The sequence below is a fragment of the Bradyrhizobium sp. AZCC 1678 genome (assembly GCF_036924765.1).
GTDB classification, from domain to species: Bacteria; Pseudomonadota; Alphaproteobacteria; order Rhizobiales; family Xanthobacteraceae; genus Bradyrhizobium; species Bradyrhizobium algeriense.
On the sequence record NZ_JAZHSE010000001.1, the window covers coordinates 5,514,172 to 5,528,332 of the forward strand.

The following is a 14,161-nucleotide window of genomic DNA, read 5'->3' on the forward strand; positions in this document are numbered from 1 at the left end:
TCAGATTTCTCCCGCCCGAATCCGGCGCGCTGCATCCAATGCCGCGGACACGATTCCGGCATAACCCGTGCAGCGGCACAGGTTTCCGGTGATGACCTCGCGCACCTCTCCTTCCGTTGGATCTGGATTGTCGATGAGGAGTTCGGTTAGCGTGGCGAGCATACCCGGGGTACAGAAGCCACATTGGAGAGCATGGTGCTCCCGAAAGGCACGCTGGAGCACGCTGAGCCCGTTGGCATCACCGCCAAGCCCCTCGACCGTCGTGACTTTTTTTCCGTCAGCCTGGACCGCAAACATAAGGCAGGAGCGGACCGAACGTCCGTCCAGCAGGACGGTACATGCCCCGCATACGCCGTGTTCGCATCCGAGATGCGTACCCGTGAGATCAAACTCGTGTCGCAAAAGGTCCGCGAGCGTTAACCGGGGATCTACTTCTGCTGCACGAACCTGCCCATTGATCTCGATTGAAAGAGTTTTCCGAGTCATTTCAAACCTCTCCGGCCGCACGTCGCGCCGCATCCGCGAGCGCCCGTTCGGTCAGCACGCGCGCGAGCTGCCGTCGATAGTCTGGGCCGGCATGGATGTCCGTGATGGGCTCGATGTCGGACGCAAGGATCGCAGCCTGGCGGAGAGTCATTGGATCGGGTCGCCGCCCGACGAGATGCTGCTCGATGGCAGGCATGCGAAGCGGCGCGTTTCCAATGCCCGCCAGTGCCACGGAGGCGCGCGCGATGGAGCCGTCCGATCCGAGCTGGATCAACGCGGCAGATGCGACAATCGCAAAATCGCCGTGTCTCCGGGCGAATTCGTGGAAACCGTAACCATGGCCATTGCCCCACAGCGGTAACTCCACCGCGCACAGAATCTCGTCCGGTTCCACTGCGGTGGTCATGAAGGCAGTCCCAAACTCGGAAAACTGCACCCGCCTCCTGCCGCGCACGGAATGAAGTTCTACAATTGCGTCATGTGAGGCACAGACGGTCGGCTGTTCGGCGGACGGGTCGGCATGGCAGAGGCTTCCGCCGATCGTACCGCGATTGCGGGTCTGTCTATGGCCCGTGTAGGCGAGTGCTGCCTTTAGGAGCGGACAATGCTTGGAAACGAGATCGGAGTACTCGAGCTCGCGCTGCCGCGTCATCGCGCCGATGCGCATAACGCCGTTCATCATCGTGATACCGGCCAGATCCCGGATGTTCTCGAGAGCCACGATGTGATCGACGATGACGTATCGAAAGTTCAGCATGGGTACGAGCGACTGGCCGCCTGCCAGTATCTTGGCATTCTGAAGACCGGCCAATAGCGTCGCGGCCTCGTCGAGACTCGTCGGTGCATGATACTCGAACGGAGCCGGCTTCATCGCGAAAACATGTGGATCGAACAGGCGCCGTGATCGAGCCCGGCAATGCCTCCGCCCGTTGCGTGGGTCAGCCCAACTAGCGCGCCTTCGACTTGATGTGCGCCAGCTCGGCTTTGCAATTGCCGGCTGACTTCGACTGCTTGCGCTACGCCTGTCGCGCCGATGGGATGCCCGCGCGACAGCAGGCCGCCAGATGGGTTGACCGGCGTTTTACCGCCGAGCGAGGTAGCACCGCTCGAAAGCAGCCCGTACCCTTCTCCCTTCGCGCAGAATCCGAACGCCTCGTAATACATAAGTTCGGCGATCGTAAACGCGTCGTGAACCTCGGCCACGTCGACATCTTCGGGACCAATACCCGCCATTTCAAAGGCGTGTTTCGCCCCACGAGCGGTCAGCTCCGCCCAAGTCATGTCTCGATAACCGTCAGTGTAGAGACCTGATGTGACTTCCGAAGCGACGATCCGCACCGGCTTTGTGTCATTCCGCCTGGCGACGTCGCCGCTTGTCAGCACAAGCGCGGCCGCGCCGTCGCCGGTAGGGCAGCAATGCCACAGGGTGAAGGGATCAGTCACCGGGCGGGCGTTCATCACTTCATCGAGCGTCACGCGTTTGCGTATCTGAGCGTTAGGATTGAGCGCTCCGTGATCATGGGCCTTGACCGAGACTTCCGCGAGTTGCCGTTCGGTCAGGCCGTATTCGTGCATGTAGCGTCGCGCCCTCATTGCATACAGAGCCGGCATCACCATGCCTTGGTTGACCTCCCAGTCCTCCTTTTCGAGCGGGAGCACACCTCCGCCGAACTTGGTCAGCTTCTCGACTCCGATCACCACGACGACATCGTGCTGACCGCTTGCGACCGAGAGCCAAGCAAGCGATAGCGCCGATGAACTGGATGAGCAGGCGTTCTCGATGTTGATGATCGACATGCCGCTAATCCCAAGCGTCTTCATGACGCGCTGCCCGGCCAGCATGCCGCCCAGCGCGGTGCCGCAGAAGACAGCGTCAATCCGCTTGGGCGAAAGCCCGGATTCGGCGATGGCCTCTTTGACCGCTGGCCAACCGATCTCCGCCAATGTCGTGTCCGGATACTTGCCGAAGGGAATCATGCCGGTCCCGACGACGCATACCTCGCGCAGGCTCTTCATGTTCATGTCGGTATCCTCTTCAGGCCGGAACGAAGGTATAGGTCGAGAGAGGCGCACCAATGGGATCCGTCCCGACGACCCCGAGCGCGAGTTTCATTGCACCGTCAATCCGCAAATTTGCGAAGGAAGCGTCGAGGTGAGCCAACACTCGTAGCCCTTCCGGCAGGTCCACGTATCCGAGTGCATAGGGCACATTCCAACCCTTCGGTGCCTGATGCACGACCGAGAATGAGTAGAGCGTGCCTTCGGATCGGAGCCGAGAGGCCTCGACATCCTCGGACAGGCACTCGGTACACACGTCTGCCCGAGGAAAGCTGCGAGCACCGCAAGCGCGGCACCGGCCGGTTATGAGTTGCGGCGTGCCGTCTTCAGCGACGGCGACGAGCCGGTCTGAAATGAAGTGCGGCGTGAGGCCTTGAGATCCAGAAGTCATGACGCACTCCGTTTCGACGAGAAGAGGCTGCGGATGTAAATGAAAAGCAGAGAGAAGACTGAGATCCCCTTGACTGGCGGGGCGGTGCTTGGCTGAGAGATCTGCGCGGCAACATCGCGCCCGAGGCTGGCCGGGGAGCTGACTCTGGCCGGATCCACAATTTGGCGCTCTCCACGCGCATCGGCAGAGATGCGCGCGCGCAGATTCTTCGCGAACTGATCGATGAGAACCTGCGCGACGCCGGCGATTACACCCTGTGCCCGACCGTACTGGGCGACTGCACCGGCGAGGTTGACATCCGTCTCGACGTTGACGCGAGTCCCGGCACCCTGAGGCGTCAAATGAAACATTACCTCGGCTGAGGCGTTTCCGCGCCCCTTCACCTCGTTGCCGTAAGCCTTCACGCGAACGCTATGGGCGGTCTCGTTGATGTCGACGAATTGCGCTTTGCCTCGGAATTCGACCGCAACGGGGCCAAGCTTTGCCTTGACCCGCCCGACATAGGTACCCCCGCCTTCGTCGGCGAGGAGTTCCGCGCCTGGCATGCACGGCACAATTGCCGGCACGTCGAGCAGCACCCGCCAAGCTTCAGCCGGCGGGAGATCCACGATGAATTGGTTTTCGATCTTCAAGACGATTTTCCTTCAATCCGATGCCTTAGAAGAGCTGCGCACTAGCCGATGGTGAAAGGGTCGCGAGTCGCGCCCGACAGCTCAATCCAGATCGTTTTCGTCTCGAGATATTCATCGAGAGCCTGCATCCCATTCTCGCGGCCCCATCCCGATTGCTTGTACCCTCCGAAGGGAGCGTTGTAGCCCACGACCCGGTACGCATTAATCCACACGGTCCCGGCCCGCACTTGGTTGGCGACGCGGTGCGCGCGCTGAACGTTCTGAGTCCAAATCCCAGCCGCGAGACCAAATTGCGTGTCGTTCGCGATGGCGATCGCCTCCTCCTCTGTGTCGAACGGAAGGACGCAGAGTACCGGTCCGAAGACTTCCTCGCGTACGATGGACATGTCGGGCCTAACATCCACCAGAATAGTCGGTAGAACGAAGAGGCCGCCGGGCCCTCCTTCGAGGCCACCGCAGGCGAGACGCGCGCCGTCCGCCAAGGCACTCCTGATCATTCCGGAAATCTTTTCGTGCTGCTGACGCGTCGCGACCGGGCCCATCTCGGTATCGGCCTGGGTTGGGTCACCGAGCTTGATTGTCTTGGCGCGTTCGACAACGCGCCCGAGCACCTCGTCCATGATTGAACGTTGGATCACGAGGCGCGAACCGGCCATGCAGCTCTGACCGGAGGCTGCGAAGATGCCGGCAATAATTCCGTTCGCGGCCGCTTTTCGCTCGCAGTCGTCGAACACGATATTGGGAGATTTGCCGCCCAGCTCAAGCAGCACACCGGTTAGATTGTCGGCTGCGGCCTTTGCGATGCTCTTGCCGACGTCGGTCGATCCTGTGAACGCGATCTTATCCACCCGTGGATCGCCCACGAGCGCGCGGCCGGCTTCCGGACCGCCCGTTACAACATTGAAGACGCCTGGCGGAAAGCCTGCTTCTTCGAACAGCTTGCCCAATTCAATAGCCGAGATCGGCGTGTGCTCCGAGGGCTTCACTACAAACGTGCAGCCGGCGGCCAGCGCCGGCGCGAGCTTCCAGACCAGAAGCAGACCCGGCGAATTCCATGGCGTTATCGCCGCCACTACGCCGACCGGCTCCTTGCGCGTGAAAATGGTGAAGTTGGATCGATCCGACTGCAGGCTCGCACCCTCTATCTTGTCAGCCGCTCCCGCGAAATAGTTGAACCATTCGGGGATGTAGCGCCATTGCGCCTTCATTTCGCGGACCAGCTTGCCGTTGTCGCGGCTCTCTATCGCAGCCAGCCGGTCGACGTCGCGCGCGATGAGCTCCGCCATTCGGCGCAGCAAAGCCGCCCTGTCCCGGGCCGTCATGCGGCCCCACGGTCCCATGTCGAAGGCCGCGCGCGCGGCTCCAACCGCCGCCGCCACGTCCGGCATTGCCGCATCGGGCACGGTGGCCCAAGTCCGGCCGGTATACGGATCAAGACTGTCCAGTCGGCGACCGGACGCAGCGCCGACCCAACCCCCATTCACGAGCATGTCGTAGGCAACGGGTGATTGATCGCGTGTGTCTGATACGGTGTCCAACACGAATTTCTCCTTTGCTCGAAAATGACTTGGGTGAGCGTCAGTCGTCGAGCGGGACGCCACGCGTCTCCGGTCCGAACCAAATCGCCACGAGACCGATTACGTAGAAGACGGACGTCGATGCCGCGGCCGCCTGAAAAGAGCCGAGCGATGCAACCAGGCCGCCGCCGATGAGAGGTCCAACCGCCGTGACGCAGCGGGCAAAATTCCAGCAGAAGCCCTGCCCCGTTGCCCGGACCCGGGTCGGAAACAGCTCCGGCAGGTATGCCGCGAAGGTGCCGAAACCACCGATTACGAAAAATCCGAAAACGGGCATGAACATCATCAGCTGATCGAGCGTGGCGATCGAGAGGAAGAGATGAAGCGACGCGAGAAGGGCCCCGAGGCCGAACAAGAAGTACGAGGCGCGTCGACCGAGAGCGTCCGACAGGTAGATAAGCGCGATATAGCCGGTCGCTGCGCCGACCATCATCAACATGAAGGCCTGAGAGATCGCTTGAACGCCGACAGCCGCGGGATGTCCCGCCGCGCGTACAAGCTGCTGGATCCAGCTCGGCAACAACGTCAGACCGCCCCAGCTTCCGATCATCATCGCCGCCGAAATCAGGACGCCAACGATCGTGCGCCGCCGAATGCCGGGGGCGAAGACGGCCGAGAAGGTCTCGAACGCCGTGACGTTTGCGGTGCGCTCTTCCTGACGGACGCGTCGCCACCGCTCCGGCTCGGGCACGAAGGCTCTAATCGCGAGTGCGATCAGCGCCGGCGCCGCGCCGGCGGCCAAGACCCATCGCCAGCTGATGGGTCCGAGCAATAAATTATCGAGTGCGGCTACGAAGAAGCCGACCGCGAAGCCCAACTGCATGACCTGCATGGCGCGGGCGCGGCCTTTTTCGGGCCAGCTTTCCGCGACGAGGGCGGCGCCGGCCGCCCATTCGCCGCCTATGCCGATGCCGGCGAGCGCCTGAAAAGCCGCAAGCTGCTCCCAACTCTGGGCCAAACCGCTCAGCCCGGTGAAGGCCGAATAGATGACGATCGTGATGACCATCGTGACTGTGCGGCCAATCCTGTCCGCGACGACCCCGAATACGATGCCCCCGATCCCCCAGCACAGCAGCTTTATCGCCATGATGTAGGCGCCGACTTGGGCAACTTGCGCGGGATCCGTCGAGCCGATGAGATCCGACACGGCCGGGAAAAGCACCAGCGTGAACAGATTGAGATCCATCGAATCGAAGGTCCAACCGAGAAAACCGGAAAGAAGCGCAAGCCATTTGATCCGCGCTGCATCGCAAGCGTTCGTCACGGGGTACGGCGGAACGATCGAATTAGCTTTGAGACCCACGGGCTTCCTCTCGACTTAGTCCGGTCTTCCGGCTCGTGCCGGAGGTCCGTCGCCGCATTTCTCGGCGGCGATCAATCATCGCAGTCCGCAACATTCCAATCAACAAAATAGAATTCCATTGAGTAGAATTTGGGAATTCCGCTCAACCGCAAGGAACGCTGATCTAACGTTTTGATTTTGCTTGATTTTTACGGCGCAGGTCCGCATCTACTCGCAATCCCGCATAGCAGGCGCGAGCCCGGCAATTGTCAGGACTCTGCCGGGTCATCGGCGCGACGCCAAACATGCGCGCCGGCGACCACTGTTATTTGTGCGAGTTCGCCGCGGTTGGAGCGTTCCGTAGGCTCCATAGGAACTCCAGCAATTGGGCGTTAACGATTGCCGGTTTCTCCAACGGCGCCATATGCGAGGCATCGGCAATGACGTGCAGATGTGCGCCGGGAATAAGCCGCTCGAGGATTTCCGCGGACGATGGTGGTGTGCTCGGGTCATGCTCGCCGACCAGAATGAGGGTCGGGCACGCAATGCGATGAAGCATCGGCAGAAGATCAAGTGCCGCAATCATGTCCCATACGGCCGCGTGTACGAGCCTATCGTCGGCAAGCAAGGTCTTTATAACCCGTTCGATCAGGTCGGGACGGCGCGCGATCGTCGTAGCGGTAAACCAACGCTGCACGGTCGATGACAAGACTGCATGCATACCTCCATCGCGTGTGGTCGCGCCTCGGGCACGCAAGGCAGCGCGCGCTTCATCGGAAAATCCTGCGGCAGTCCCGATCAGCGCGAGCGAGCGGACCATCGTTGGCTCGGCGAGCGCCAATGCTTGGGCAATCATTCCACCAAGAGACAGACCGACAAGGTGCGCACTCGCGACGCCGTTGGATCTGATGACCTGCGCAAGAGTCGCCACCGTGTTCTCCAGCGTCCAGTCAGCCGCCGGACCGCCGGACGTCCGGCCATGACCCGGCAAATCGAACGCAATGACATCGTGGTCTTCGCCAAGAGCTTCGATTTGTGCGCTCCAGTAGGTAAGATCCAATCCTGCAGGATGGACGAGTATGACCGCCGGCGCTTCTGGCGGCCCGGTTCGGACCATGTTGATCGCACGTGTGCAAGAGATCCGTTTCTCCGACATCTGAATCGTCCCTTTTTTCTGACGTGCAACGGGATTGTTCGATCGACTTGTGCGCGGCCGCGCGAAGCTCGGCAGCGAAGCACCGTTCCAGACCGGTTTATAAAAGCGACCACACTTCGCGTTCATCAGGAGTTGATCGACGTCTCGCATTCTGCGGGTCAGCGCTGCATGACTTGGCGTCATGCTGGCCGGCACTCGTCAATGATCACTCGCGGGTATAGGAATATCGGATTTCGCACCGCAAGGCTTCTACCGCTTCGCGGGGCGATCCACATGGTCGTCGAGCCACTTCATGACGATCTGCGCAACCTCCACATTATTGAGATCTTGCATGAACATATGGCTGTTTCCCCTTATCCCTAGGTCGGGCAATGAAATGAAGGTCATATCTCCCCCTGCCTTGTTGATCGCGTCGCGCTGCGCGATGCAGTCCGGACTTGGCTGAGGATTCTGGAAATGGTCCCCGACCATGATGAGGATCGGAATTTTCACCAGGATCGAGATCTGCTCCGCATTCAGGTTCGCGAAACATCCCGTCTCGAGCTGAATTATGCCCTTGATTCCGGGACGGCCTTTCAAGGCCGCCTTTGTCGGAAAGGTACTCGACTCGGAATGACCGACCAGTACGGCGCCACCGAGTTTTTCCGCAAGCTCTGCGAGGTTGACGACCGTTGGAAGGTTTGAAACCGGACTAACCACCTCGGCGATGAGGTCAGGGACCTGCGTAAGAATCAGATCGGGGATCATCTGCTTGTAGAGTTCTTCGATCTTGTCCGTAGGAAACTTCGAATCCGGCCAGGGTTCACCAACCTTCGGACCGAGCCGGAAAGTGAGCCAGGCAAATTGATCGGTGGCGGCGAGGATCGGCGGTAAGGCGCCGGGCGACTTCTGACCGAGCCGGACTTCGTTGAAGCCGATCGTGTTGAACCCGGAGCGTCCCCGACCTGCCTGTTCCGCGAGGTAAGTCGGATATCCCGACCGGGTGAAGTATTCGTACCACCCCATCCGCCCGTCCGGTGTCGTCTCCCATTCCTTCGAGCTGAGACAGCAGCCGTGAACGAAGACAACGGGCACCTTCGACGCATTCACACCCTTTTGAAACTGGATGTACATCTGATCGACCACGACGTTGCCGCCTGGTGGCCCGAAGCGCGACGCGACCTCGTTCCAGCCGGAATTAGCATTGACGATCTTCCGACCGCCGACGAAAAAACTGCCCTGTTGCTGCAGTATGAGCGGCTCGCTCGTCGGCTTGAGATCTGTCAGCGCCTGCGCCGAAGCGGGAGGGGATGCCATCGTAACCAGACACAAGGCGAGCAGAGCGCCCGCTCTGCCCGCTGGCAGCCCACCGGAGCTTCCGGTGGTTGACGCAGCACGCACACTGTTACCGCGCGCTGAACGAAAATAGGACGTGTCCCTCACCGGCTCCTCCGTTTCCGTACCCGAACGCAAGCCACCAAGCCGCAAGCGCAAATGGAACAGTTTCTCCTTGACGAAAAACACATACCAAGCTTAATCATTCAGCCAAACAGAATTCCATTCCGGTAATCGGAATATGAGAAGGACCCGAACAGCCGCTAGGAACGTCTCTTTTGGGGCGGACTGGACCAACCGACCTCAGCGACGAGTCGTCCTTCTCGAGACTGGCCTGATTTTGTGGTCGACGCCCCGGCGAGCACCGCCCGGTTGAGGGAGCAAACGAGAACAACATGCAAAACCGAATTGATGGGGGCGAAGCAATCCTCGAGGCATTTCGTCAACTCGACGTCGAATACGTCATCTCGTCCCCGGGTTCGGAATGGCCCTCCCTGTGGGACGCAATGGCTCGCCAAAAACGCGACGGCAAGCCGGGTCCTGTCTGGATTGACTGCGGTCATGAGACGATCGCAGTGACCATGGCCGCCGGTTATACCCACGTTACGGGACGGATGCAGGCAGTCGTCCTTCACGCGGGAGCCGGGCTGCTTCAGGGATCGATGGCACTCTTTGCCGCTGCCGCCCAAGAGACGCCAATGGTCGTAATGTCGGGCGAGGCGCTCGACTATGGAGAAGACGGCTTCGATCCGGGTTCGCAGTGGTATCGCAATCTGAGCGTTACCGGGGGCACGCAGGCGCTTGTTGCGCCGTTCATAAAATTTTCGCAGCAGGTCCCGAGCAGTGCCACGCTTTACCAGTCCATCGTCCGAGCCGGCGAACTGTCTCAGCGCATTCCGAGGGGGCCGACGTACCTATGCGTGGCCATGGAGACAATGATGCAGGAGTGGTCGCCTCCTCGCAACGTGCGAAAGGCGCCGCCGGCGCCAAAGCGCCAGCCCCTGACGCACGATCTCGCCAAGGTCGCAGAACTCATAGCATCCGCCCGGCGCCCGCTCGTAATAACGGAGAACACCGGAAGAGATCCTGCAGCTTATCGGGCACTCGTCGATTTCGTCGATGTGACCGGAGTCGGCGTCGTGGAAGGTTCTGCATCATTTTTTTCGAGCTTTCCCAAGGATCACCAGCAGTTTGCGGGAACGAGCGTCACCCCGCACCTGACGGACGTTGATCTCGTGCTCCTAGTGGATGCAAGAGCTCCCTGGTATCCGCCCAGCAACATCCCGGAAAACGCCAGTGTCGTGTGCATCGGCGAGAATCCCTTAAAGACGTCCATGGCCTACCAAGTGATGGAAGCATCCTTGTACCTGGAGGGCGATACGGCTGTCACGCTCGAGCTCTTGACGGGGATGCTGCGGGAAAACACGACGAACGGCACGCTGCGCAATGACCGACGGACGTTTTGGTCGGCAAAGCACGGTGTCCTCGTGGAACGCCTCGAGGCGGCGCGCGAGAAAGCAAAGGTCAGCGATCAAATCACGATGCCTGCTTTGGCGACTGCTCTGCGCGACAAGTTGCCGACGTCGACAACCTTCGTTGATGAGACCATTGTCTATTCCGTCGAACTCCGAGATCAACTGCGTTGGCAGGATCCATTCGGGTACATTCGCGCACCGAGCGGACTCGGGCAATCGATCGGCTACGCGCTCGGCGTCAAAATGGCGCTGCCGGAACGAACTGTCGTGGTCATGATGGGCGACGGGACCTTCCTATACAACCCTGTTCTTCCCGCGCTGACCTTTGCGGAACAGCATGGCCTTCCCCTGCTGATCCTTGTCCTGGACAACGGAAAGTATGCTTCGATGCAGCATATGCATAACGTTTTCTATCCGCGAAGTGTTTCGAAAGATACAAACGACTATTACGGAACGAACATCAAGCCGGCCAACTACGAACAAGCTGCCGGGCTGGTAGACGGATTCGGGTATCGGGTCGAACGTGCGGCGGACCTTCCCCAGGCTATCGAGAGCGCCATTGCCGCATTGGGAAAGGGCAAACCTGCGATCTTGAATATCGCGGTCGCCAATTACGAAAGCTGGACAAGATGAGGTCGGATAGCGGGCCTTTTCTTCGTCGCGGAAGGAGGTTGGAAGGATGCCGATTGTTGCTTCCGACCCGGGATGCTAGCTTGCCGGTCCGCCCGAGTACCGGGCCGTTCTCAAAGTGGACATGCAAGGTTGGCTAATGACGACAGGCGACGCTTTGATGGGTACTGAAACTTCGGTCCGCGGGGACACGCCGGGAACGGTCCAGCGAGTCCTGCACGTTATCCAGTATTTCGCGCGGCATCGGGAGTCATCTCTGAAGGAAATGTCCGACGCCCTCGAACTCCCGCCAAGCACCTGTCACAGGCTGCTCGAAATCATGCGGCGGGAGGGCTTTATCGACACCGTGCCAGGGCAAAGGAAATACCGGCTCGGGATCGAACTGTTGCGCGTATGTGCTGAAATACAATCCAATCATGACCTTACCGACATCGCGATGCCGTTTCTTGAAAAGATCGCGGATGAGTCAGGTGAGACAGCCGTGTTCAGCTTGTACCTGCCGTCGGCGAAAAAGATCTGCTACGCGCTCAAAGTCGATTCACGGGCGGCGCTGCGCTACGACATCAGACTTAATGTGCCAATCTCCCTCCTCTGGGGAGCGAGTGGCCTTTCGATAGCGGCCTTTCTGCCGCGCCAAGATATTGATCTCGCCTATGCCGATGAGGGACCGTCGCCTGTGAACGGTGTATCGCTCCCGTCTCGCGATGAACTGGAATTGCGGCTCGACCAAATCAGGCAGGCCGGCTATGCGATTACTTTCGGAGAGAAGATGGCGGGCGCGATCGGAATAGCAGCTCCGGTGTTCGGACGGAGCGACATGGTTTTTGGTAGCCTGCTGGTCGTATATCCGAGTCTGCGCGTCAGCGACGAAGAACGAGAACCGCTCGCTCGCTTAGTCCGGGAGGCGGCGGCCGGGATGTCCAACGTGGTAGGAGCGCAAGCTGTTGGCACTGCTTCCCGTACTGAATTGCCCCGTGTTTTCTAGGCAATCTGTGGGTTCAGTTTTGCTGCTGTTCGAAGTTGATTGGTGACATCATTCCGTTTCTAGCGTGCTTGCGTTTGGATTGTAGAACATTCCTTTGAGTAGAACTTGCGTCAGGTGTAGCCGAATCAGAAATGGCTTGATCTGACCTCGTTGATTTCGATGCAGTTCATCGATGGGTCATAGACGTATATCTGTCGGACTTCAGGCATTGAGAAATTGCCGGCATCCGCATAAAAGATGCCTGCGGCATGGAGGCGTCTCTTCACAGCATCAAGATCACGGACCGTTATGGCCAAATGGCCAGAGATGACAGGGTTCACGCTGAACCCATTGTCGCTCGCGAAGTTAGGCATAGGCTTCATGATGTGGAGACCGCGATCTCCATCGCCTATGCAAACAAAAGCTCTCTCGGTGCGCTGAAACTTGCCTGACCCCTTCCCCACCGTCTTCGGTGTTGGACCATCCGTCAGTCCAATCAGGTCGCGATAGAAACGAGTGCTTTCCCTGACATCGTGCGCGGGCAGGTTGATATGGTGTATTGACCAATCCATAATTTCCTCCAGAAGAGTTAAATCGGACGAGTTCCTGCAGTTGCGACAGGGAGCGTATGGTCACACCATGAGTGTCGCAGTCAGCCTATGATGAACGGATCTCGGTCCTTTCCAGCGATCTCGACCCAGATTGATTTCGTCTCAGTGTATTCCTCGAGGCCTACGCGTCCGTTCTCGCGACCGAGCCCGCTCCTCTTATACCCACCGAATGGCACACCAGGCGCAAGAGTCCGATAGGAGTTTATCCAGACTGTCCCAGCCTTCAGTCTGCCAGCAACACGGTGCCCTCGTCCGATGTCGTTGGTCCAAATTGCCCCGGCCAGACCGAATTCGCTGGCGTTCGCGAGCGCTAACGCCTCAGCCTCGCTGTCGAATGACATCACCGCGACGACGGGGCCAAAGATCTCTTCCTCGACGACGCGCATACCGGGTGCGGTATTCGTTATAACAGTCGGCTCGATGAAAAGGCCGCCAAGCGGGGATGCGCGGCCGCCAGCCGCGATCGTCGCCCCTTCCAACTTGGCCGTTTCGAAGAAGCCCAGGATTCTTTCGAACTGCGTGCGGTTGGCGATCGGCCCCAGTTGAGTGTCCGGAGCGCGCGGATCCCCAAGCCGGATTTCGCGCGTGCGCGCCACGAGCTTCTCGACAAAGACATCATGGATCTGGCGGTGAAGAAGGAGCCGCGAGCCCGCCATGCACGTCTGACCCGATGCTGCGAATACGCCCGAAATCACACCATTGACCGCGGCGTCGATGTCCGCATCAGGAAAGACGATCTGAGCCGATTTGCCGCCCAGTTCGAGAAGCACACCCGTGATATTCCGAGCGGCCGCTTGAGCCACCTCCACACCGACCGAGGTGGAGCCCGTAAACGTGATTTTATCCACTCCCTTGTGAGCGACGAGAGCTTTTCCGACTTCGGGCCCGTTGCCCGTCACGACGTTGAACACGCCGGGGAGGAAATCCCGCAGCATGCACCAGTTCCGCGAACTTGAGCGCCGAAACCGGGGTGTAATCCGATGGCTTCAAGACCATGGTACAGCCTGCAGCGAGTGCAGGCGCCACTTTCCAAGTGATCAACCACAGCGGCGAGTTCCACGGAACGATCGCCGCTACGACGCCGACGGGCTCGCGTACCGTGTATACGAAGAAGTTCTGCCGGCCCGACGGCAGAACTTCACCACCGATTTTGTCCGCCAGACCGGCGTAGTAATAGTACCAATCCGGAAGCATATGCATCTGGGTCCGAAGGTCTTTCAGCAGTCTGCCATTATCCCGCGATTCGACGATCGCTAGTTCCTCTGCGCGCTCGGCGAACAAATCTCCCAAACGGCGCAGAAGCTTCGATCGTTCGACGCCGGTCATCGCGCCCCACGGACCCGTCAGCGCATTCTTTGCCGCCATGACGGCGCGGTCGACGTCAACCTGACCAGCGTCCGGCACCTGCGCCCATGCTGTTCCCAAAAACGGATCATCGCTGAGATAGGTTGCGCCGGAGGCAGCCGGGTCCCAAGCGCCGTTGATGTACAGGTCGTGATGCGCCGGAGCGACGTCGTTTGGCATTGTGGATCTCGCTATTTTCTTAAGTTATGTCTGCACTATGCTCCACAATCGTCAGGAGCTG

General features: G+C 59.7%; 14 protein-coding genes. 2 read left to right on the forward strand and 12 right to left on the reverse strand.

Translation table 11 applies throughout. The features are described 5' to 3' along the window. The 9 genes from V1294_RS26485 to V1294_RS26525 all read right to left on the reverse strand — a co-directional run bounded on the left by V1294_RS26485 (position 1) and on the right by V1294_RS26525 (position 9,085). Entirely contained in the window at positions 1-486 is a 486-nt protein-coding gene (locus V1294_RS26485; RefSeq protein WP_334501215.1) for a (2Fe-2S)-binding protein, read from the reverse strand. A 1-nt stretch (position 487) separates the two neighbouring features. Next, positions 488-1,357: an FAD binding domain-containing protein gene (locus V1294_RS26490; protein ID WP_334501217.1), complete on the reverse strand. Its 870-nt coding sequence runs from the start codon at positions 1,355-1,357 to the stop codon at positions 488-490. Next, positions 1,354-2,508, reverse strand: a complete 1,155-nt coding sequence (locus tag V1294_RS26495) for a thiolase family protein (protein ID WP_334501220.1) — start codon at positions 2,506-2,508, stop codon at positions 1,354-1,356. The genes V1294_RS26490 and V1294_RS26495 overlap by 4 nt, the downstream gene beginning before the upstream one ends. A gap of 13 nt (positions 2,509-2,521) precedes the next feature. Then, positions 2,522-2,935: a Zn-ribbon domain-containing OB-fold protein gene (locus tag V1294_RS26500; RefSeq protein WP_334501223.1), complete on the reverse strand. Its 414-nt coding sequence runs from the start codon at positions 2,933-2,935 to the stop codon at positions 2,522-2,524. After that, on the reverse strand, positions 2,932-3,567 hold the full coding sequence (locus V1294_RS26505) for an SRPBCC family protein (RefSeq protein ID WP_334501225.1): 636 nt from the start codon (positions 3,565-3,567) through the stop codon (positions 2,932-2,934). The genes V1294_RS26500 and V1294_RS26505 overlap by 4 nt, the downstream gene beginning before the upstream one ends. A 41-nt stretch (positions 3,568-3,608) precedes the next feature. Next, positions 3,609-5,108: an aldehyde dehydrogenase gene (locus V1294_RS26510; RefSeq protein WP_334501227.1), complete on the reverse strand. Its 1,500-nt coding sequence runs from the start codon at positions 5,106-5,108 to the stop codon at positions 3,609-3,611. Positions 5,109-5,145: 37 nt separating this feature from the next. Next, the gene (locus V1294_RS26515; RefSeq protein WP_334501230.1) at positions 5,146-6,447 is read right to left on the reverse strand and encodes an MFS transporter; all 1,302 of its coding nucleotides are present in this window, start codon (positions 6,445-6,447) and stop codon (positions 5,146-5,148) included. Between the two features lie 304 nt (positions 6,448-6,751). Further along, positions 6,752-7,732 carry an alpha/beta fold hydrolase gene (locus V1294_RS26520; RefSeq protein WP_334501233.1) on the reverse strand — a complete coding sequence of 327 codons (981 nt, stop codon included), beginning with the start codon at positions 7,730-7,732 and terminating at the stop codon, positions 6,752-6,754. A 99-nt stretch (positions 7,733-7,831) separates the two neighbouring features. Continuing rightward, positions 7,832-9,085, reverse strand: coding sequence for a hypothetical protein (locus V1294_RS26525; protein WP_334501235.1), 1,254 nt, complete (start codon positions 9,083-9,085; stop codon positions 7,832-7,834). A 206-nt stretch (positions 9,086-9,291) separates the two neighbouring features. Between V1294_RS26525 and V1294_RS26530 the strand changes: the two genes are divergently transcribed. Beyond that, positions 9,292-11,004, forward strand: coding sequence for a thiamine pyrophosphate-dependent enzyme (locus tag V1294_RS26530; protein ID WP_334501237.1), 1,713 nt, complete (start codon positions 9,292-9,294; stop codon positions 11,002-11,004). A 136-nt stretch (positions 11,005-11,140) separates the two neighbouring features. Then, on the forward strand, positions 11,141-11,986 hold the full coding sequence (locus tag V1294_RS26535) for an IclR family transcriptional regulator (RefSeq protein WP_334501239.1): 846 nt from the start codon (positions 11,141-11,143) through the stop codon (positions 11,984-11,986). 125 nt (positions 11,987-12,111) lie between these two features. Here the strand turns inward: V1294_RS26535 and V1294_RS26540 are convergent, their stop codons facing one another. From V1294_RS26540 to V1294_RS26550, 3 genes are all read right to left on the reverse strand, one after another. Beyond that, entirely contained in the window at positions 12,112-12,537 is a 426-nt protein-coding gene (locus V1294_RS26540) for a VOC family protein (protein WP_334501241.1), read from the reverse strand. 80 nt (positions 12,538-12,617) lie between these two features. After that, positions 12,618-13,511 (reverse strand): aldehyde dehydrogenase family protein, encoded by an 894-nt coding sequence (locus V1294_RS26545; protein ID WP_334501243.1) that lies wholly within the window; start codon positions 13,509-13,511, stop codon positions 12,618-12,620. Beyond that, a complete protein-coding gene (locus V1294_RS26550) occupies positions 13,417-14,100 on the reverse strand; it encodes an aldehyde dehydrogenase family protein (RefSeq protein WP_334501245.1) in 684 nt (227 codons plus the stop codon). Before V1294_RS26550 ends, V1294_RS26545 begins: the two co-directional genes overlap by 95 nt. Between the last annotated feature and the right edge of the window lie 61 nt (positions 14,101-14,161).

Bases quoted from the DNA above. Each gene is read 5' to 3' on its own strand.
- V1294_RS26495 (WP_334501220.1), bottom strand. From the start codon at position 2,508: ATGAACATGAAGAGCCTGCGCGAGGTATGCGTCGTCGGGACCGGCATG.
- V1294_RS26485 (WP_334501215.1), bottom strand. From the start codon at position 486: ATGACTCGGAAAACTCTTTCAATCGAGATCAATGGGCAGGTTCGTGCA.
- V1294_RS26545 (WP_334501243.1), bottom strand. From the start codon at position 13,511: ATGCTGCGGGATTTCCTCCCCGGCGTGTTCAACGTCGTGACGGGCAAC.
- V1294_RS26550 (WP_334501245.1), bottom strand. From the start codon at position 14,100: ATGCCAAACGACGTCGCTCCGGCGCATCACGACCTGTACATCAACGGC.
- V1294_RS26500 (WP_334501223.1), bottom strand. From the start codon at position 2,935: ATGACTTCTGGATCTCAAGGCCTCACGCCGCACTTCATTTCAGACCGG.
- V1294_RS26490 (WP_334501217.1), bottom strand. From the start codon at position 1,357: ATGAAGCCGGCTCCGTTCGAGTATCATGCACCGACGAGTCTCGACGAG.
- V1294_RS26540 (WP_334501241.1), bottom strand. From the start codon at position 12,537: ATGGATTGGTCAATACACCATATCAACCTGCCCGCGCACGATGTCAGG.
- V1294_RS26530 (WP_334501237.1), top strand. From the start codon at position 9,292: ATGCAAAACCGAATTGATGGGGGCGAAGCAATCCTCGAGGCATTTCGT.
- V1294_RS26535 (WP_334501239.1), top strand. From the start codon at position 11,141: ATGACGACAGGCGACGCTTTGATGGGTACTGAAACTTCGGTCCGCGGG.
- V1294_RS26520 (WP_334501233.1), bottom strand. From the start codon at position 7,732: ATGCGAGACGTCGATCAACTCCTGATGAACGCGAAGTGTGGTCGCTTT.